11 protein-coding genes and 1 pseudogene are annotated in these 20369 nt (G+C 60.8%); 2 read left to right on the forward strand and 10 right to left on the reverse strand.

Annotation, left to right across the window (positions count from 1 at the left end; genetic code table 11):
* Positions 1-65 precede the first annotated feature (65 nt).
* The gene (locus IPP03_07750) at positions 66-1268 is read left to right on the forward strand and encodes an IS4 family transposase (GenBank protein MBL0352540.1); all 1203 of its coding nucleotides are present in this window, start codon (positions 66-68) and stop codon (positions 1266-1268) included.
* Between the two features lie 86 nt (positions 1269-1354).
* A complete protein-coding gene (locus IPP03_07755) occupies positions 1355-2581 on the forward strand; it encodes a DUF1015 domain-containing protein (GenBank protein MBL0352541.1) in 1227 nt (408 codons plus the stop codon).
* 57 nt (positions 2582-2638) lie between these two features.
* On the opposite strand, the gene IPP03_07760 is transcribed toward IPP03_07755, so the two are convergent.
* From IPP03_07760 to IPP03_07805, 10 genes and pseudogenes are all read right to left on the reverse strand, one after another.
* Positions 2639-3175, reverse strand: coding sequence for a dihydrofolate reductase (locus tag IPP03_07760; protein ID MBL0352542.1), 537 nt, complete (start codon positions 3173-3175; stop codon positions 2639-2641).
* Entirely contained in the window at positions 3172-3555 is a 384-nt protein-coding gene (locus IPP03_07765; GenBank protein ID MBL0352543.1) for a dihydroneopterin aldolase, read from the reverse strand. The genes IPP03_07760 and IPP03_07765 overlap by 4 nt, the downstream gene beginning before the upstream one ends.
* A gap of 103 nt (positions 3556-3658) precedes the next feature.
* The gene (locus IPP03_07770; GenBank protein ID MBL0352544.1) at positions 3659-5098 is read right to left on the reverse strand and encodes an aldehyde dehydrogenase family protein; all 1440 of its coding nucleotides are present in this window, start codon (positions 5096-5098) and stop codon (positions 3659-3661) included.
* Positions 5099-5187: 89 nt separating this feature from the next.
* The gene (locus tag IPP03_07775; protein MBL0352545.1) at positions 5188-5799 is read right to left on the reverse strand and encodes a hypothetical protein; all 612 of its coding nucleotides are present in this window, start codon (positions 5797-5799) and stop codon (positions 5188-5190) included.
* Positions 5796-6164, reverse strand: a complete 369-nt coding sequence (locus tag IPP03_07780) for a hypothetical protein (GenBank protein MBL0352546.1) — start codon at positions 6162-6164, stop codon at positions 5796-5798. The genes IPP03_07775 and IPP03_07780 overlap by 4 nt, the downstream gene beginning before the upstream one ends.
* Before the next feature lie 208 nt (positions 6165-6372).
* Positions 6373-7410 (reverse strand): prolyl oligopeptidase family serine peptidase, encoded by a 1038-nt coding sequence (locus IPP03_07785; GenBank protein ID MBL0352547.1) that lies wholly within the window; start codon positions 7408-7410, stop codon positions 6373-6375.
* Between the two features lie 158 nt (positions 7411-7568).
* A pseudogene (locus IPP03_07790) lies at positions 7569-8854 on the reverse strand (hypothetical protein).
* A 70-nt stretch (positions 8855-8924) separates the two neighbouring features.
* Complete coding sequence (locus IPP03_07795) at positions 8925-17540, reverse strand: cyclic beta 1-2 glucan synthetase (protein MBL0352548.1); 8616 nt, start codon at positions 17538-17540, stop codon at positions 8925-8927.
* A gap of 255 nt (positions 17541-17795) precedes the next feature.
* Positions 17796-18923 (reverse strand): ISAs1 family transposase, encoded by a 1128-nt coding sequence (locus IPP03_07800; protein MBL0352549.1) that lies wholly within the window; start codon positions 18921-18923, stop codon positions 17796-17798.
* A gap of 447 nt (positions 18924-19370) precedes the next feature.
* Complete coding sequence (locus IPP03_07805) at positions 19371-20342, reverse strand: IS110 family transposase (protein ID MBL0352550.1); 972 nt, start codon at positions 20340-20342, stop codon at positions 19371-19373.
* Positions 20343-20369 lie beyond the last annotated feature (27 nt).

Consider the following 20369-nt stretch of genomic DNA (forward strand, 5'->3'; position numbering starts at 1 on the left):
ATATTCACGCGGAGAATGAGGAGTAGACTCGTTGCTTTGGGTAAATCGTCAAGGGTTGGCGGATCATGAGTGCGAAGAAGATGATAGTCGGAATGCTGGCGGGGTGTCTGTCGAGCCTGCATGTCAAATTGGCCTGTGCGGTTGAGGCGGCGGTAGGCAGTGCGCTGCGAGGTGGTCGCTTGAGCTTGAGTCAGCTTGCGCGGTCTGTGCAGTCGGCGACGTCGATGCGTCATCGAGTCAAGCGCATTGACCGTCTGCTGGGAAATACCTCGTTGCACATCACAAGGACCGAGATTTATCGTGAGGTGGCGTCACGTTGGCTGACCGATCTCGATAATGTGCTGGTGGTGATCGATTGGTCGGACGCCACGACCGATCAACGCTGGCATCTGCTGCGTGCCAGCATCGCCGTCAAGGGCCGCAGTGTGACGCTGTACGAGGAAATTCACGCGCAACGACTGTATGGTAATCAGGCGGTGCATCGTCGGTTTCTGGATTGTTTGGCGAAGCTGCTGCCCGACGGGTGCACTCCGACCCTCATCACCGATGCCGGTTTTCACTCGACCTGGTTCGACTTGGTCACGGAACATCATTGGCCGTGGATCGGACGCATCCGTGGCAAAGACAGGGTCAGTATTACCGAAGGTCCATGGAAGCGCTGCACCGAGGTTTTCCCGGATGCCACGCCGTGCGCCCAAGCCTTCGACAATGCCCGATACGTTCGTAGCCATCCGACAGACTGTCGGTTGGTGCTGGTTAAACGCGAAGCCAAAAGGCGCCACCATCACACGCGGACGGGCAAACATTCGCGCTCCCATAGCTCGATCAAGGCGGCTCGTGGTGCCAGAGAGCCATGGCTGCTGGCCTGTTCTCCAGCATTTCCAAAAGCGAGTCCCGAGACGATTATTGACCAGTACTCCCGACGAATGACCATTGAGGAATCCTTTCGTGATCTCAAGAACGAGCGGCTTGGTCTTGGCTTTAGCGCTTCGCGATCACGCTCGGGCAAGCGACTTGAGATTCTGCTGTTGATTGCTCACTTGACCCACTGGCTGATGCGCCTGATCGGCGAGTGCGCCCAGCAGAGCGGGATACAGAGGTTCTTCCAGAGTGTGCCCGGTCTAAAGCACAAAGAGATTTCAGCCATCACATTGGCTCGTCGAGTCATCGATGCCGGGCCCTCCTGGCTTAACCAAATTCGCCCGAAAGACGCTGTTCCGATTCTCCGGCACCAAGCTCAACAGGCTTCTCATATGGCATTTATATGAGGGGAAACCTCAGGGACGGAGCACGATTGCTGCCCACGAAATCTCCAAACCCAGCCCTCCATCAGCAATCCTTCAAGAGTATAGATATGCCACTTATCCAGCCCTTTCGCGGACTGCGCCCAGTTCCCGACCGTGCCGCCGATGTCGCCGCCCCGCCCTACGACGTGCTGTCGAGCGCCGAGGCCCGTGCGCGCGCCGCCGGCAACCCGCTGAACTTCCTGCACATCTCCAAGGCCGAGATCGATCTGCCGGTCGATACCGACCCCTATTCCCCCGCGGTCTACGCCAAATCGGCCGAGAATTTTTGCCGCCTGATCGCCGACGGCATCCTGATCCGCGATCCGACGCCCTGCTATTACGCCTACCGGTTGACCATGGGCGAGCATGTCCAGACCGGGCTCGTCGCCGCCGCTTCGGTCGCCGACTACGACAGCAACCGCATCCGCAAGCATGAGTTCACCCGCCCCGACAAGGAAGACGACCGCGTGCGCCAGATCGAGGCACTATCTGCACAGACCGGCCCGGTGCTGCTGGCCTATCCTGAATCACAGGCGGCGGATGACCTCATCGCGCGGGCGACCCGCTTCGTTCCCGTCGCCGACGTCACGGCCGACAGCGTGCGTCACACCGTCTGGCTGATCGACGATGCATCCGCGATCGCCGCCCTGACCGCCACTTTCGATGCCATGCCCAGCCTCTACATCGCCGACGGCCACCACCGCTCGGCGGCGGCTTCGCGCGTCGCCGCCAGCCACCGCGGGCAAGCCACCGCCACTGGCGCCGAGTACTTCCTGGCGGTCATCTTTCCGGCGCAACAGATGCGTATCCTCGATTACAACCGGGTTGTGCGCGATCTGAACGGCCTGTCAGTCGCGGACTTTCTTGCCCGCATCGGCGAACGCTTTGCCATCACCCCGGTGGCTGAACGCGTGCGGCCGGAGAAACCCGGCGTCGTCGGTATGTACCTCGGCGGACGCTGGTACCGGCTGGAGATCGATCCGACCCTCATCCCCCTGGACGACCCGGTGCGCCGGCTCGATGTCAGCCTGCTTTCGGAGCATCTGCTGGAACCCGTGCTCGCTATCGGCGACCTGCGCCGCGACAAGCGCATCGATTTCGTTGGCGGCATTCGCGGCCCGGCGGAACTCGAACGCCGCGTCGATGGCGGCGAGATGGCGGTCGCCTTCGCCGTGCACGCGACGCAGATGGGCGACCTGATGGCGGTCGCTGATTCGGGCCAGGTCATGCCGCCGAAATCGACCTGGTTCGAGCCGAAACTCGCCGACGGCCTGGTTTCGCACATCATCGACTGATGGACCTGGTCGTCTGGCCGAAGGCTGCGCGGCGCACGCCGGAATTCGACCCGCTGCTCAACCCGCTGGTGGCGGAGCGGCCCCAGGCAGCCGGCGCGGGTGAGGCTGCTCGTATTGCAGGAAGCGGCACTCGACCGCGCTGCCTGATTTCCGCTCGCGATAAGTCTTCCGCACGTCGCTGATCACCGTCCACCGCTCAAGCGGAATGCTTGCCGGAAAGAGCGTGTCGCCGGCGAACGGCATCCCGATACGTGTCAGGTAGAAGCGTTGGCAGTAGGGCCAGGCGGCGACGTAGATCGACGCGCCACCGATCACGAAAACATCCTTTCCGGTGGCTGTTGCGGTCAACAGTCCTTTTTCGACCGAATCCACCTGGAGGCAACCCGGACGCAGCGCCAGGCCGGGCCGGTTGCTGACGACGAACGAGTCGGGCGGCACGACATCCATCGACTCGTAGGTCAGGCGACCGATGACCAGCGCCGCCCTGGCGACGGTTCTCTCGAAATAGGCAAGTTCCTCCGGGATGTCCCACGGCAGCCAGCCGTCCAGCCCGACCACGCTGTTGCTCGCCACGGCACCGATCGCAGCGATCATGCCCGCCGCGTCTCCCACTGCTCGCGGGTTAGCGACAGCGAGATCGCCGGCGTGCCCTGCCCGTTGTAAACATGCGGCTTGTGCATTGAGACAAAGGCCGTGGTCACGATCGCCATCGAAAAAATGGCATCCATGACTTCGAGAATGCTCGTTTCCAGGCAGATGGAATGCGGATTGCCTTCGAGCTTGCGGATCGCCAGGAAGATCACCTCATAGTCGATCACCTGTCTGATGTCATGCGGATCGGCTACGACAGCGACCGGTGCCCAGGCGTCCGCATGCACGTTCACCGCCTGCGGGCCATGCTTCTCCAGCGGATTGCAACCAGTCCGCAAGTCGATGGTGGCATCGACCGATGCGCACCAGTGGTTGGTTAACACAGCGCTTCACTCCTGAATACTCGCGAAACCTGGCGGCACGCTCGCCAAAGCAACGCCGGCCCAGAAGGCCGGCGACGAAGGGCAAGTATAAACGGGGAACTGCTCAGCTCTTCATCTTGATCATGAAGTTCAGCAGTTTGGTCGGCAGGCCGTTGTAAGGGGGAGCGAACAGGTTGAGCACGCGCCACGGGCTTTGCTTGAACACCGGACGCAGCTTGGAGAAGGTCGTGAATCCCTCGTAGCCGTGGTAATGACCCATGCCGCTGTTGCCGGTACCGCCGAACGGCAGGCTGTGAATGCCGGCCTGGATGACCGATTCGTTGAGGCCAACACCGCCCGAAATAGTGTTGTTCAGGTAGTACTGCTGCAGGTTGAAGTCGTTGCTGTAGACGTAGAACGCCAGCGGCCGCGGACGCTCGCCGACGTACTCGACCACCTCTTCCTTCGTTCTGTAGGTCATTATCGGCAGCAGCGGGCCGAAGATCTCGCGCTGCATGATGTCCATGTCTTCATTGACGTTGATCACGATGCGCGGCGGCATGATCCGGCGCGCGGCATCGGCTGCCGGTCCGCTGTAGAGATCGACCAGCCTGGCGCCCTTGGCAACGGCATCGGCGGCGGTGGCCTGCAGGCGATCGTAGGATGCCTGGTCGATGACCGCGGTGTAGTCACCGTTGTTGATGTCGGAAAAGCGCTTGTTGACGATCGCTTTCGCTTCGCTGATGAATTCCTCGACCTTGTTCTCGGGCAGGAACAGGTAATCGACGTTGGTGCAGATCTGTCCGGCATTGAGCATCTTGGCCCAGAGGATGCGCTCGGCGGCGGTACGCATCGGATAATCCGGCGCCACCACACACGGCGACTTGCCGCCCAGTTCGAGCGTCACCGGCGTCAGGTTCCTCGCGGCATTGACCATCACTGACTTGCCGGTCGTCGGCGACCCGGTGAAAAAGATGTGGTCAAAGGGCAAGGAGGTAAACTGGGCGCCGCGATGATGGCCATCCTCGAAGAATGCCAGCTTGTCGATGGGGAAATATTTCAGCGAAATCTGCTTGAGCAGGTGGGCCAGATGGTTGGAGTTGCCCGACATCTTGATCATCGCCCGGTTGCCGGCGGCGAAGATGCCGATCAGCGGCTGGAAAGCCATTGCTATCGGGAAGTTCCACGGCACGACGATACCCACCACTCCGACCGGTTGCGGGAAGGTCCACGCCTTGGCCAGGGGAAACTGGGTCGGATCGAGATGACGTTTCTGAGGCTTCATCCACTTTTTCAGATGCTTTATGGCATCGAGCGTCGCTTCCTGTGCCATGAAGGTCTCGGCAAACTTCGTTTCGAAGGCACAGCGGCAACCGTAGTCCTTGTTGACCGCATCGACCAGCGCATCCTGGTTTTCGACCAGCAGGCGATGCAGGGTACGCAGGTCTGCCACCCGCTCGGCATGGGTCGGGTTGCGGTTCTTCTTGTAAGCTGCCAACTGGAGTTCATAGCATTCCCGGAACTCGGCGGGAATCAGCAGTTCGCTGGGTGTGGATTGATTCATGGCACTCTCGTCGAAAGTTGAGGTCTTGTAATGGCTGATGGCTATTTCACGCTGGCGGCCGTCAGTTCGTCCTTGAGATCATGCGCCCGCTAGATCAGAAAGGCACGGATCTTTTCAATGTCATCCGTCTCCAGGCGGTCGCCAGAAGGCGGCATGCCAGCCTGGGCGGTCTCGACGTCGGCAGTTTGCGGCGGCGGTGCCGGTGGAACGAAAACGCGATGCTTGACCTCGTGCATTGCCGCGGTACGGCGGAGTTTGAAGACGAACAGGCGTGAGTCAGGCATAGCCGGCGAGCGCTGGGCGATGGCGCCGAACGTGATCGGGAAGGCGCCGCTCCAGCCGACGTTGAAGGCTACGTACTGCTCGCCCTTGACTTCATAGGTCATCTGCCCGGCGACCACGCCGCTGCTGACTTCGCGCTGCCAGAGCTTTCTGCTGCTGTCGGCGGCATAGGCGACCAGTTCGCCGTGCGTCGTGCCCTGGAAGACCAGGTTGCCGGCGGTGGTGTGCTGCGGAATGAACACCAGCCCGGTCTGCCGGTTGAAGCTCACCGGATGCCAGTTATGCGCGCCCTGCGACCCCGGGAAAACCAGCTTGGCCTCGCCCTTGGTCCAGTAATCGGCCGCTTCCGCATCGAAGATCGGCCTGTCGGTGGTCTTGTCGATTCCGGCACGCGTCAAGGTAGTTGTCGCCTCGGTCATGCAGCCAGCGGCTGAATATTGTGGTTTGCCGAATGCGTGTTGATGATGGAATCGCGTTCGGGGTTGAGGGTGACAGCCCCGATAGGCGACCAGTTTCGCGTCTTGCCAGACCAGCGTGCGGGGTTGAGTTGGCGGGCCTCGGTGTAGAGGGCATGTCGGGCGGCCAGGATTTTCTGATCCTCGCCACCATGGCGCTGGGCAGGGCTGACATAACGGATACCGCTGTGACGATGATCGACGTTGTACCAGCGCACGAAGCCGGCCGCCCGGGCGCGCGCCTCGTCGAGATCGGTAAAACCCCTGGGTAAGGAACTCGGGCCGGTACTTGGCGGTGCGAAACAACGACTCGGCATAAGCGTTGTCATCGCTAACCCGGGGGCGCAAGTACGAGGGTTTGGCCCCCAACCAATTGAGCATCACCAGCGCCGTTATGGCCTTCAAGGTCGAGCCGTTGTCGCCGTGCAGCACCTGCTTGGCGGTCAAGGCGGCAATGAATGCGCCCAGCCAGCGCCGTGCGGCGCACCAGATGCTGCAAAGAGCGAGAAGAAATAATCGACTGCAGCTGAACAGATTCTAGTCCGCCGCTCGCCCGAACTGCTTGGCAACAAATGTCCAGATCATCCGCGACGCATCCGGGCCTTTGGGGTCGCTGTACGAATACCCTGCCGCACCGCCACTCCAAGCGTGACCGAGGCGACTGACTTCGCATAGCGTCGCGACGAGGCGGCCGCGGCTGCGGCTACGATAATCAGTGATGGTTGCGGCATAACGTGCGCCGCGTTGTACCGTGCGCGGCGTGCTGGCTTTTGCCCCGACTCGCTCAGACCAGCGCAATGCCGCTTCTCTACCATTGCTTAGCGCGACGATAGGGTCGGCGGTGCCGTGAATCACCAGTAGCGCCGGCAGTCGGACGTTGACGGCAATCGGCGGCAGCGGCGAAGGGGTGGCGCTTTGCCCGAACATTGCCTTGACGGCGCTAGCCGAGGAGTGGGCGACGCCAGGAGCGATACCCGAGTGCATGGCGACGGCGCGAAAACGCTCCGGATGGTGCGTCGCCAGCAGCACCGCCATGCCGGCACCGGCAGAAATGCCGACGAGGGCGATCTTGCTGCGGTCAACCGGCTGCGTCAGGCAAATCTTCTCGATGGCCGCATTGATCGAGTTCTCTTCCGCTTGGGCCCGGCCTGTCCGCGTGTCGTACCAGTTCCAGCAGCCATGCAAATTCGCAAGACGGTCCTGCTCCGGATAAAGAACAAGAAAGCGCTCGCGGGCGGCGATCTGGTTCATCCGACTACTGACAGCGAGTGATTCGGCATCCTGACCGCAGCCGTGCAGCATGACCAATAGTGGAAGGTGCTGGTTACTCCGCACGCCTGGCGGCTTGTAGAGTCGGTAGCGCCGCGTGATGGTGATACCGATGGCGATACCCGTCGTCCAGTTGGCCGAGGGGGCCACTTTCTTTTTAGCAACGGTGCGTTTGGTCCTTGTGGGAGTGGCGCGTAGCGAGTCTTTGATTGCTTTTGCCCCGGCGCGCACTGCCGTTCGCGTCATCGCCTTCAGTGTCCGGTCGAATGAACGAGTCCAGAGCATTTTGGTTGTGCGTCTTGCCATTGATCCTCTTTCGGGCTTAGCCCGGCGTTAAACCCCAGTGCCAATTGCGTATCGACATCGGCTGCTGGCCTGATGTGGCCCGCCCAGTCAGTCACCGCGCTGCGCTTGCATCAATGCAGGCTTCGCCGGCGGATTTCGTTGCCAGTATCCTGCCACGCTTATCCCGCTTCTCGTCCAGCCCATGACCAGTTCAGGACTTCGGGCAGATCCTCGCCATGTTTGGCGATGTATTCCCGGTGCTCGATCAAGTTGTCGCGGATGGCCTGCTTGGCATAGGCGGCACGCGAGCCAAGATGGGGCACGCGGTCGATGACGTCGGCGATCAGATGAAAGCGGTCGATGTCGTTCATCACCACCATGTCGAAGGGAGTTGAGGTGGTACCTTCTTCCTCGTAGCCACGGACATGCAGGTTTTCGTGATCGGTCCGCGAGTAGGCCAGGCGGGTGTTCGCAGCGCGCCGGCAGCGTCATCAGGTCGACGACATTGATGGCGCGGATTTTCAATTCCGGGAAATGCTGGTGCAGCAAGTGGACGGCGGCCAGCATTTCCAGGGTCGGTACATCGCCGGCGCAGGTCATCACGATGTCAGGTTCCTCACCCTGGTCGTTGCTTGCCCATGCCCAGATGCCGATGCCCACCGTGCAATGCTTGATCGCGGCGTCCATGTCCAGCCACTGCGGAGCTGGCTGCTTGCCGGCGATGATGACGTTGTTGTAGTTGCGGCTGCGCAGACAATGGTCGGTGATCGAGAGGAGTGTGTTGGTGTCGGGATGCGGGCGAGCACGGTCGGGCCGGCGATCTTGTAGCCGTTGAGGTGCAGGATGGGCAGCACGGCGCCGTCATGCACCGGGTTCAGGAACTTGTTGGAATGCCAGCTGGTGGCCATCGAGCCAGTCTCGGCTTCGCCGTCGCCGACGACGCAAGCGACGATCAGGGCCGGATTGTCGAAGGCGGTGCCATAGGCATGCGATAGCGCATAGCCCAATTCGCCCCCCACGTGGATCGATCCTGGCGTATCAGGCGAGACGTGGCTGGGAATGCCGCCGGGGAAGGAGAACTGCTTGAACAGACGCTTTATGCCGTGCTCGTCCTGCGAGATGTTGGAGTAGATCTCGCTGTACGTGCCTTCCAGATACATATTGGCGACCAGACCCGGGCCGCCGTGACTGGGGCCGGTGATGTAGATGACGTCGAGGTCGTATTTCTTGATCAGTCGGTTGAGGTGCACGTAGATGAAGTTGAGCCCAAGTGTCGTTCCTCAGTGGCCGAGCAGGCGCGGCTTGATGTGGGCCAGTTCGAGCGGCTTTTTGAGCAGCGGATTATATCGCAGAGGTGGATCTGGCCAACCGACAGGTAATTGGCGGCCAGCCAGTAAGCGTGCATTCTGCCGAGCAGGATCTCGCTAAGCGGCGGAGCATTGCGGCTTTCCGCGCTTGTGTTCATGTCCGGTCTCCTTCGGGCGCCTGATGTTTGTCGAACCAGAGGCTCTGGCCCAGTGGGCGTAGTTTTCTGGTTACGTTGATGATGGATTTCCGGGTAGGTGAACTTCGACAATATGTTCCTGGCGATCATCCACCAGATTGATTTCGGGCGGCTGCTGGGCAATGCCGTCGACCCTGACGGTCATTGGCGGTTCCGCGTCATGGGTCTGGCTTACAGTGATCATGTAGAAGGTTTCCCGGTAGCGATAGCGCAATGTAAATCCGGACCAATGTTGCGGTAGACAGGGCTGGAAGCGCATTTTTCCGGCGACGACCTGCAGGCCGAGCAGGGATTCGATGGTTAGCCGGTACATCCAGCCGGCCGAGCCGGTGTACCAGGTCCAACCGCCGCGCCCGGTATGGGGTGCCACGGCGTAGACGTCGGCCGCCATGACGTATGGTTCGACCTTGTAGGTGCTGATGGATGCGGTAGAGTTGCCGTGATTGACCGGGTTGATCATGCCGAACAGTTCCCAGGCGCGTTGCCGATCACCCAGTTTGGCATAGGCCATCGCCGCCCAGATAGCGCCGTGCGTGTATTGCCCGCCGTTTTCACGGATGCCCGGAACGTAGCCCTTGATGTAGCCCGGATTGAGGTCCGATTTGTCGAAAGGCGGGACAAGCAGCTTGATCAGTCCGTGCTGGCGATCGACCAGATGGCTATCGAGCGCAGCCATCGCCGTGCGGACTCGAACATTGTCGCCAGCGCCGGAGAGCGTCGCCCAGCTTTGCGCGATGGAATCGATCCGGCATTCGGCATTTTCGGCTGAGCCGAGCGGTGTGCCGTCGTCGAACCAGGCGCGGCGATACCATTCGCCGTCCCAGCTGTGTTGTTCGAGGTTGCGGCGCAGCTGATCGGCTTCGCTGTGACAGCGATCGGCAAAGGAGCGGTCGTTGTGGCCTCTCGCCAGCTCGGCAAAGCGCGGTAGCACGTCATACAGGAAGAATCCCAGCCAGACGCTTTCACCCTTGCCCTGCATACCGACCAGATTCATCCCGTCGTTCCAGTCGCCCGAACCGATTAGCGGCAGACCGTGCGCGCCGAAGCGCAAACCGTGCAGGATGGCTTGTTGACAGTGCTGGTAAAGCGTGGCGCTGCTGGCCGAGCGCACAGGCAGGTCGTAGTACGAATCAATTTCTGGACTAAGCGCTCGTCCTTCGATGAAATACGCCGACTCGTCGAGCACCCCGGTGTCGCCGCTGTGCTCAACATAGCGGCAGACAGCCAGCGGCAGCCAGAGAAAATCGTCAGAGCAATGCGTGCGCACGCCGCGCCCGGCTGGTGGATGCCACCAGTGCTGGACATCGCCTTCGGCAAACTGCCGGGCGGCACTGCACAGCAAATGGGCGCGGACCAGTGCAGGTTCGGCATGAAGCAGGGCCATGCTGTCCTGCAGTTGATCGCGGAAACCGAAGGCGCCGCCGGATTGATAAAAGCCGCTGCGTGCCCAGAAACGGCAAGCCAGCGTCTGGTAGAGCAACCAGCCGTTGGCCAGCACGTTAAGCGCCGGGTCGGGCGTGTCTACCTGGATGACACCGAGTGTTTGCTGCCAGTAGGCATAAACGCCTTCGATCGATTTCCTGGCGGCGACGGCGCCGCGCCGGCTCTGGAAGGCGCCGCCGGCATCGGAGCCGCGGCGGCCGCGGGCACCGAGCCTGAAAACAATCTCACGTTCTTCGTCGAGCCTCAGAGCAAAAGGTATTTGTATGGCAGCGCAGGGATCGAGGCCAGCCCCCAGTTGATTGGACAGTTTGGCTCGGCCCATGGCGGCCGGCTTGCGCAGCGTGCCGTTGCGGCCGATGAATTCACGGCGATCGCCGGTGACGCTGACCTTGTTATTACGGCCTACTTCGTCGGCGTCGAAGAAGGCGATGCGATCGACGAATTCAAGGCTGTAAGGGTTGTGGGCAAAGATCGATCCGCTCGTCGGATCGATTTCGGTGACAACGTGCATGGCTGATTTGGCCCGCAAATCGCCGAGCACCCATTCGACGTAGCCGGTAACGGACAATTGTCGCGGTCGACCGGAAATATTGCGTATTTTTAAAGTCGAGAATTTGATTGCTGCTTCGGTATCGACGTGGATGCTAAGGGTCGACTGGATGCCGTCCTCTTGATGTTCAAAAACGCTGTAGCCGAAACCATGACGACTGACATAAACTGTCTTGCCGCCGCAAGGCAGTGGTGTCGGCGACCAGAAATGGCCGCTTTCCTCATCGCGCAGATAGAAGGCCTCACCCGAAACATCGCTGACCGGGTCGTCGCTCCATGGTGTAAAGCGGAACTCGTGGGCATTTTCGCTCCAGGTGTAGGCGCTACCGCTTTCCGAAATCACCGTGCCGAAATGGGAATTGGCAATGACGTTCACCCAGGGCATCGGTGTTGTCAGATCAGGGGCAGTAGTAATGATGTATTCGCGACCATCGCCGGTGAATCCGCCATGGCCGTTGTAAAACTGCAGGTCGGTGCGCGGCAGGACCGATCCCGGGTGAGCTTCCGGTCGCCACGTGCGGCGCGGCAAGAGTTTGGGGAGCAGGGCATCGCGGATGTCTTTCGCGCTGCGCCGGTTAATCTGGTCAATGAGCAAACCTCGACTGTCGCTGATGATGACACGAGCCACGGTCTGAAACAGGATACGGTCTTCGCTCGATATCTGCTCGGCGACCCGGACGAAAATACCGCCCGGACGGTCGGTCAGATTGCCTTCGATGCCCGCTGCGATCAGGCCGAGTATCTGTTCCTGCAATATTTGGCGGTAACCGGCATGGTCCTCGTTCCAGATCACCAGATCGACCGTCAGACCCTTGAGGCGCCAGTAGGCATGGGCCTGGACAAGCTGGCGGACGAGGTCGAGATTGACCACGTCGCTGATCTGCAGCAGGACAATGGGCAGGTCGCCGGAGATGGCATAGCCCCAGAGGCCAGACTGGCTCCGCCGGTTGCTGGCCAGGATACTGGCCTCAGCGCGAAGTAGCGGATTGGCGTAAATCACTGAGCCGGCCAGGCGATTGAACAGTTGCGCATCGGCTTCGCTGGCGTTGATCTGCTGCAGGTTCACCCAGTTGTGCGTCCAGGCCAGTTCAAAGACGCGATCGGCGAGATTGCGGTCGCGGTATTTGTCGAGCAGGCCGAGGGCCATTTCTCGGTTGTCAGCGATGCCGGTGACCATGTCGATAGTTACCGTTTCGTCCGGCGCCAGCGTGATTCGTTTACGGATGGCGACAATCGGGTCGAGGACCGATCCCTGGCTGCCCGAGAGCATGCCGGCATCCAGCATTGCCTGGGGCGACTCCAGCCCCAGGGTACGGCCGATGAACTGCTGGCGATCCGTTTCATAGGAAACTGCCTCAGCCGGCGTGCCGTGTACTACCATCAAATGGAACATCCACGGCACCGGGTCGCCGACGGCACGTGGCCGGCGGTTGCAGAGTATCGCCAGGCGATCCGGGATGATCTCGGTCTGCACGAACAGATTGCTGAAAGCCGGATGTAGCGCGTCGGCAGCCGCCGGGGCGAGTACCACTTCGGCATAGCTGGTGATTTCAATGCTGCGCCGGGTGCGCGCACGGTTGGTCAGGCTGATCCGGCGCAGTTCGATATCGTCTTCCGGTGAAACGACGATTTCGGTGTGTGTATCATAGCCGAGGTCCAGGCGGCGGAACTCGGCGCGCGCCTCGGAGAAGATTGCTTCATAGGTATCGGCGATCTTGAGCGTGGGTTGATGGGCCATCGACCAGAACTCGCCGCTGGCTACATCGCGCAGATAGCAGAAGCTACCCCGGTTGTCGCAGGTGCCATCCTCGCGCCAGCGGGTCACGGCAATGTCCTTCCAGCGGCTGTAGCCGCCGCCAGCATTGCTAACCATGACGTGATAGCGACCATTTGACAGCAGTTGGATTTCCGGGCTCGGTGTGTCGGCGCTGCGCAGCACGCGTATCGGCATTTCGGGGCCGGTTGCGGTGGTGCGAATCAGCGATAGCTCAGCGGTGTGAACATGGAAGGCGGCGACATTGGGCACGCGCTCCTGCAACAGCAAGGTGGTGGCCTGGAACAGCGGATCGGACTCGAAGCGTTTTTGCATCGGTCGGTCGTGCAGCAAATAGGCCAACGAAAGCAGGGTCATGCCCTGGTGGTGGGCCATGTAGGAGCGGATCACGGCGTTGCTCTGGCCGCGTGGCAGGCGAGCCGGCGTGTAGTCGATTGCCTCGTACATGCCAAAATCACCCTGGAAGCCTTCAGTAGTCAGTCTTTGAAGGTTTTCGCAGGCCGCGTTGGGCTGCACCATCAGGGCCAGCGCGGAAGCGTAAGGGGCGATGACCAGATCTTCGGTCAGACCCCGCTTGATGCCGAGGCCGGGTACGCCAAAGGCGCGGTATTGGTAATTGAGGCGGGCATCGACGGCGTTATAGCCGGATTCGGACATGCCCCACGGCACACCGCGCTGCTTGCCATAGGCGATCTGGCGTTTGACTGCCGCCTGGCAGGTCTGGTGCAACAACGTGTTTTCGTAGGTTGGCATGACCAGCAGCGGCATCAGGTACTCGAACATCGAACCGCTCCATGAGAGCAGGATCGGTTCGCCACCAGCCGTCGTCAGCAGGCGCCCGAGGGCGAACCAGCTTTCCTGGGGTACCGCGCCTTGGGCAATGGCCACGAAGCTGGCGAGGCGAGCTTCGGAGGCCAGCAGGTCATAGTTGCCGGTGTCACAACGCCGTTGCTCGACGTTGTGGCCGACGGTAAACAGATGGCGGCTGTGGTCATAGAGGAAGTCGTAATCGACGTTGGCAAGCTCGCCAACTTGTTGCGCCAACCGGTCGATAGCGACGACGCGCTGGCTGGCCCGCTCGCTGGCCAGTTCGAGAAGGGATGCTAGTTCGGGGTGGATAGTCGGCGTGAGCGGGTTGGCCAATTCGCGCAAGGTCGGGATCGAGGTCGCTCCCGGCAAATCATTCAAACCCTCGGTATCGGCCGGGAGATGGGCCCAGGGAACGAGGAAATCAAGTTCGTTGCGAGCATCGCGACATTGCCGGAGCATGGCTTGCGCCCAGCTGTGCAAGGATGTGGCCAAGTCTTCCGAATTGGCCAAAGCGTTGTCACCTACGGTGTCGACCAGCGCCTGTGCTGAAGTCGTCAGCTGTTCCAGCCAGGACCAGGCGGCGAGCACAGTGGCGGGGCGGGCATCCTGGGCCGATTCGACGTTGCGCTGCAGGCGGGAGATTTCTGTCGAACTGTGCTCGGACGCCGCTTCGCGCAGGGCGGCCATGGTGTCGCCGATACCGGAAAATGTTCTTGAGCCGATGATTTTTTGATCGCTCAAGCCAAGCAAGCCGGGGCGCAGGGTCAGCAAGTGCCCCGAGAGATTGCCGCTGTCCACCGAAGAAACGTAGAGCGGGTGCAAAGGGAGCAGCGTGAGCGTGTCGTACCAGTTGTAGAAATGCCCTCGGTAGCGCTCCAGTTTGAGCATGGTTTGCAGCGTCTGGGTCGTCCGCTCGATCAGCTTGCCGGCAGAAATATAGCCAAAGTCGCAGGCCGACAAATTGGCCAGCAGGGCTAGCCCCATGTTGGTTGGCGAGGTGCGGTGGGCGATGGTGGCGACCGGGTGTTCCTGATAATTGTCCGGCGGCAGCCAGTTGTCGCGGGCGTTGACGAAGGTCTCGAAAAAGCCCCAGGTCTTGCGCGCGAGCAACTGAAGGAATTGGGTCTGGCCAGGCGCCAGGGCAACCCGACGTTGCGTCAGCGGCCGGCTGATCCACCACGCAATGAGCGGCGCGCTGAGCCAGAGGAGCAGGATAGGCGAAGCAACGAGCAGTGCGGCAGGCCGCTCGGCGGCGAGAATGAGTGCGGTGAGCGCGGCAAGCAGCGGGGCTGGCCAGAGGGTGCCGTAGGTATGGATCAGGTCGGCGATGCCGCCGGGATCGGGATGGCGGGCGCGCCTGCTGTCGACCTCGCGTTGCAGTTCGCCGGACGGGTTCCATTCGAGCAGGCGCTGGTGGCTGAACAACAGGCGCCAGGTGGTGCGCAGGATGGCGTCGAGGCTGTAGTAGGCCTCGTAGGGCAGGCAGGCGAGATTGAAGGCGGCCAGCGCCAGTTGCCGGCCAAGCGAATTGAAAACGTTGAGCAGGTGCTGCCCGAGCGGAATTTCCTTGGCGCGGCGAAACAGATCGAGGCTGAAGATGGCGACGATAGGCAGCAGCAAAATGCCGATGATCGCCGCTGTCCAACCCAGGAATGAGGGCGCTACGGTCAACCCGAAAAAAAGCAGAAAAATGAAATTGGCCGGGACCAGGCTGCGCCGCAGGTTGTCGAGCAGCTTCCATTGCGACAGCCTGGACAGCAGATTTTTCTGGCGCTGGCCGCCGGTCCCGGGCACCCGTGGCAGCAGCCAGCTGGCGACCTGCCAGTCGCCACGTATCCAGCGGTAACGGCGGGCGACATCGGCACTGTAACGGGCCGGGTAGTCTTCGTAGAGTTGCACGTCGCTGAGCAGGCCGGCCCGGGCATAGCAGCCTTCGAGCAGGTCATGGCTGAGAATGCGGTTTTCCGGAAAGCGATCCTTCAGTGATTCCTCGAAGGCCTCGACGTCGTAGATGCCCTTGCCGATGAATGAGCCTTCGCCGAAGACATCCTGGTAAACGTCAGAAACGGCCTGGGTGTAAGGGTCAATGCCGGGCTCGCTGCCGCACAGCCGGGCATAGCGCGAGCGATTGGTGCTCGGCAGGGTGACCGCCATGCGCGGCTGCAGGATGCCGTAGCCGGCGGTGACCATTTGCCGGGCCGCGTCGTAGTGCGGCTGGTTCAGTGGGTGGGCGATGGTCGCCACAAAGGCGCGCGCCGAATCGCGCGGCAACTGGGTGTCGGTATCGAGCGTGATGACGTAGCGGACATTGCGCAAAATGGTGGTTTTGCCGACGATCAGCGCGAAGGCCTCCTGGCTGCCCAACCGAATCAGCGCATTGAGGTCGCCGAGCTTGCCTCGCTTGCGCTCGTAGCCCATCCAGACAGCTTCCTGTGGATTCCAGCGCCGCGGCCGGTGAAACAGGAAAAACAGGTTGTGTGTACTGCCAGCATACTTGAGATTGAGCGCATCGATGCGTGCCGCGGCGCGCTGCAGCAAGTCATCGTCTTCTGGTTGCTCGGCCGTGCCGGCATCACGAAAATCGGTAAGCAGACCGAAATGCAGGCAGGTGTCACGGTTGGCGAGGAAGCGGACTTCCAACGCCTCGACCAGATCATCGATGCCTTGCGGGCTGGTCAGCATAGTCGGGACGACCACCAGCGTGCGTGCCTGCGGCGCAATGCCCTTGGCAAAATCCATGCGCGGCAGGGGGTGCGGCATGACGAACAAGGTCGCCAGCCAGTTCACCAGCGTCACTGCCAGTTGGCTGGCGCCGAGCAGGGCCGGGGCGACGAGCAGTGCCAGCAGCCAGTGAGTGAGGCCGTCGCTGTGAGCGAGGGTGATCAGGCCGCTAACAAAAACTGCCATAAGCAGGGCAATCGCGCCGAGATAGAGCGTTAGCGGTGCGCCGGCACCCAGCCGGTGGACGAGATCACCCAAGGATGGCCGGACTTCGGCTGCCTGGGTCAGTTGCGCCAGCCCGGCGTCGATCAGGTAGTAGCCGACATGCGAGGCGCGTGGCTGCTCGCCGCCAACCGCCTCGTGCGTCAACTGGATGGCCTTGCGGGCAACTTCGCATTCGGACAGGGGGCTCTGCTGGGCCAGCTTTTCGATGACGTGCCGGTAGCGGTCGCGGGTTGCGAAATCCATGTGGCTGTATATGTCGTTAGGATCTTCGCGCAACTTCTGGTCGACGGTACTCGTCGTTTCAACGAATTCACGCCAATCCATGGCGCCGAGCAGGCGCAGGCTGCCAATGCTGTTGCTGATCGACACCTGGTTGGCCGCCTGGCTCTGGGTTTCCGACTGGACCAGCTGCTCGATGGTCTGGCCGGATTCGGACAGGCGCTGCTCGATCCAGGTGAGTGGCAAGGCCAGTGCCGAACTGTGCCCTTGCAGGCGGCGCGCCAGTTCGGCGACGAAGGAATTGACCAGCGGCGGATTGGCCCGTGCCATGTCGGCAATGACCAGGATAAGGTTTTTCGGGTCATTCTCGGCGGCGTCGATCATCTGGTCGGCCCAAATGTTGGCCGCGTTGCGGTCGATCATACCGGCTGCAACGCGGGTACTGACCCGGCGCAGGTTTTCGATCAGCGCCAGGCGCAGCATGATCGGGATGGCCCACAACTCGCCGAGCTTGAGATCGGCCAGCTTCTGGTAAGCGGCGACGAAACGGTAAAGGCTTTCAGCATCGACACGGCCATCACCGTGGGCGATAGCGGCGAGCGCGATGTCGTACACGCGCGGCAGGCCGGCCGAATTGCCGTTGGACAAGATGGGCAACTCGCGACTGTAGCCCTTGGGGAAATGGCGACGGGCCGTGCGGATCTGTTCTTCGATCAGGAAAAAATTATCCAGCAGCCATTCGCCGGCTGGCGCGATCCTACGCTTTTCCCGGGCCGCTTCGCGCAACACTTCATACCCGGCGAGTAGTGCATCTTCGTTCTTTTCCAGACGGGCCAGCAACTTGTCAGGGCCATGTGTCGCTTGTATCTTGTGCAGTTCGGCCAGCGTCGTGCCGTGCCGCTCCATCTGGTCGGCGCTGAACAATTCGGCGCGCAAGGGCGGTTCGGCGTAAGCGAGTTCTTGTTCCAGGACATTAACCTGGCGTCGCCGGGTCAGGTGATGCAGGGCAGTCTGCAAGGTCTTGAAGCCAGTCGTCAATGTTCAGATCTCCATGTCTGCTGCCTAATCCCGGCGATCCTTAACAGCACTATCGTTAGCCTACACCGAATCCTGTTTGGCGTATGTGCGCTGACACACCGATGCAGGGCAATCGCATGAATCCTATACAAGACCCAGAAGTTTGGAGCGATAGTAGCCGGAAGTCGCAGCGATAAGATGCCGCGCCTTGATGCTGCCCTTTTGCTTGATGGGGTCAAGGCGAAAGAGATTGAGCGTAATGTGCTTGAGAAGGGCGAGGTTGTGAGCCGCATGTCCGGTACGAGCGCGCATCCGGTCGTCGGCGAAGGCGACATCCATGCACCAGTGCAAGCGATTCTCGACGGTCCAATGAGCGCGCACCGAGCGGGCCAGTCGTTCGGCATGGGCGGGCGGGCTGCTGATGTAGAAGCGGCGCTCGAAGGACGTCTTGCCCTTGATGTAACGTTCCGATTCGATGACGGCAAAGGATTTCAGGTCGAGCCATTGCGCCGGCCTGGCCAGGCAGTCCAGATGATGGAACGCAAAACAGCGCCGGGTTTCCAGCCGACCGTGATCCTTTTCAAGCGATTCGGTGAGCGTGTGTGGAGTATGCTCCGGTGCCGCCATGAATTGGCTGAAGAAGTCACGCATCGAATCGGCCAGTGTCGGCTGGTTCTCTTTCACGGCAAGAATGTAATCGGCACCCCGCGCACGAATAGCCTGGGCGATATTGGCCTGAGTGCCCATCGCATCGATGGTCACGATGCAGCCCTTGAGCGCCAGCGTCGCCAGCAGTTCCGGAATCGCCGTCTTCTCATTCGACTTCTCTGGTGTGGCACGTTGCCCAAGCACCAGTCCCGCATCGACGGCGAAGGCACTGACCAGATGCAACGGCGTGCCATCGACCTTACCCGAGCGGCGACTGGTCTTGCCGTCGATGGCGACCACCCTGTCCGCCCCAAGGGCCGGAAGGATGGCGCCCACCCAGCGGCGAAATGCCACTTCGAATTCATCCGGATCGATCAAACCGAACAGGCGTCCGAACGTGTCATGCGACGGAACGCCCTTCTCCAGCTTCAGATACTGACGCAACCAGTCCAGCTTCTCGTTCGCCCACCGTTCGATCTCCACAAAGGTATCGGCTCCAACCCGTACCGCGTTGACCGCCACCACCAGAAGCGCCACCAGATCATGCTCAAACTTCCGTCGCTGCCTCGGGTCGCGGATCGACACAAAGACATCGGCCAGTCGCAACTTGTTTCCTGTTTCCATGGGCTACCCCAAAAAGCCAGGAAACTACACAAATCAAGGGGCTGTGAACATAGATGGTCGCCCCTCGTTTGCCAAGCCTTCAGTCCGTGACGTTCAACAGGTGGAGATTGCAGCCATAGATCCGGACTTTGATCGAGGCCACAGCCTCTGTCCCTGATGGAATATGCAGATCGGTCGCTCAACAGCCTCCAGTACCCGAAGTACGAAGTTCCTGGCAGCATTCACCGATCCCGGTCTGACCTGTCTCGCCATCACGTCATGATTGCCTGTGCAATCGGTGGTTCTCCTTGAAGTTTGCTGCCGTTGTATTGCTACCTTGCAGGGTTATCCACGGGGCCGATAGCCGAAGGTCCTTTTAGACCGTAGGGCAGCGGCACGGTGGATAACCCGTATTCATGCCGCCGATCCATAGCAGGGTTCGTAGTCTCGCTCGTGGGCCAAGAGTGCTCAAACAATTCGAGCGTTCTTGTTGACCTGTGCCACCGCAGCCACGTTTTTGTGACGTCGCCCCATAACCTCTGCGAGCCAACTTCCGGTATAGGCTGCTTTGCGCTCGGCAACACGGATTACGGCTCGAGCTCCGTGGATCAGCAGGGTCCGCAGATACGTGTCGCCACGTTTGCTGATGCCCAACAGTGTTTGCTTGCCGCCGCTGGAATTCTGTCGTGGCACCAGCCCCAACCAAGCCGCCAGTTGTCGGCCATTCTCAAAGTTCCGCGCATTGCCGATCGATGCCACCAGGGCGCTTGCCGTGATCGGACCAATGCCGGGAATCTGCGCTAACTTTCTACTCGCCACGCTCTCCCGGTGCCACGCTTGGATTTGTATTTCCAACTCATGAACCTGCCGGTCCAACTCTTTGAGGTGGTCACCAAGGCGTGCAAGTAGTTGGCGAAACATGCCTGGCAACCCATTCTCACCATCCTCCAGAACCTCAGGTAGGCGCTTACCGATGTACCCAATGCCTTGTGGGATGATGATGCCGTATTCGGCCAGACCACGAATCTGGTTGGCCTGAGCTGTTCTCGCCTTGACGAAGCCTTGGCGGGCGCGATGCAGTGCCAGAACGGCCTGCTGCTCGCCGGTCTTGATTGGCACAAAACGTATGTTTGGCCGACCCGCCGCCTCACAAATTGCCTCGGCGTCGGCTACATCATTCTTATTGTTTTTTACATACGGCTTCACAAACTGCGGAGCCATCAGTTTCACCGTATGGCCCATCGCCTGCAGTTTGTTCACCCAAAAATGAGCGCCACCACAGGCTTCCATGCCGATCAGGCAGGACTGGAAATTGGCAAAAAACGGCAATACCTGATCGCGCTTCAATTGCTTCTTGAGTACCACCTTGCCCCGTTCATCAACGCCATGAACCTGAAAAACCTGTTTCGCCAGATCAATGCCAACTGTCGTAATCTTCATCTCGGTCGCTCCTCTCCCTCAGTGGAA

This window comes from Candidatus Dechloromonas phosphoritropha (genome assembly GCA_016722705.1).
Taxonomy (GTDB): domain Bacteria; phylum Pseudomonadota; class Gammaproteobacteria; order Burkholderiales; family Rhodocyclaceae; genus Azonexus; species Azonexus phosphoritrophus.

Excerpts from the sequence above, each read along its gene's own strand:
- IPP03_07800 (MBL0352549.1), bottom strand. The coding sequence starts at position 18,923 with ATGGAAACAGGAAACAAGTTGCGACTGGCCGATGTCTTTGTGTCGATC.
- IPP03_07755 (MBL0352541.1), top strand. The coding sequence starts at position 1,355 with ATGCCACTTATCCAGCCCTTTCGCGGACTGCGCCCAGTTCCCGACCGT.
- IPP03_07760 (MBL0352542.1), bottom strand. The coding sequence starts at position 3,175 with ATGATCGCTGCGATCGGTGCCGTGGCGAGCAACAGCGTGGTCGGGCTG.
- IPP03_07805 (MBL0352550.1), bottom strand. The coding sequence starts at position 20,342 with ATGAAGATTACGACAGTTGGCATTGATCTGGCGAAACAGGTTTTTCAG.
- IPP03_07780 (MBL0352546.1), bottom strand. The coding sequence starts at position 6,164 with ATGACAACGCTTATGCCGAGTCGTTGTTTCGCACCGCCAAGTACCGGC.
- IPP03_07785 (MBL0352547.1), bottom strand. The coding sequence starts at position 7,410 with ATGGCAAGACGCACAACCAAAATGCTCTGGACTCGTTCATTCGACCGG.
- IPP03_07770 (MBL0352544.1), bottom strand. The coding sequence starts at position 5,098 with ATGAATCAATCCACACCCAGCGAACTGCTGATTCCCGCCGAGTTCCGG.
- IPP03_07775 (MBL0352545.1), bottom strand. The coding sequence starts at position 5,799 with ATGACCGAGGCGACAACTACCTTGACGCGTGCCGGAATCGACAAGACC.
- IPP03_07795 (MBL0352548.1), bottom strand. The coding sequence starts at position 17,540 with ATGGAGCGGCACGGCACGACGCTGGCCGAACTGCACAAGATACAAGCG.
- IPP03_07750 (MBL0352540.1), top strand. The coding sequence starts at position 66 with ATGAGTGCGAAGAAGATGATAGTCGGAATGCTGGCGGGGTGTCTGTCG.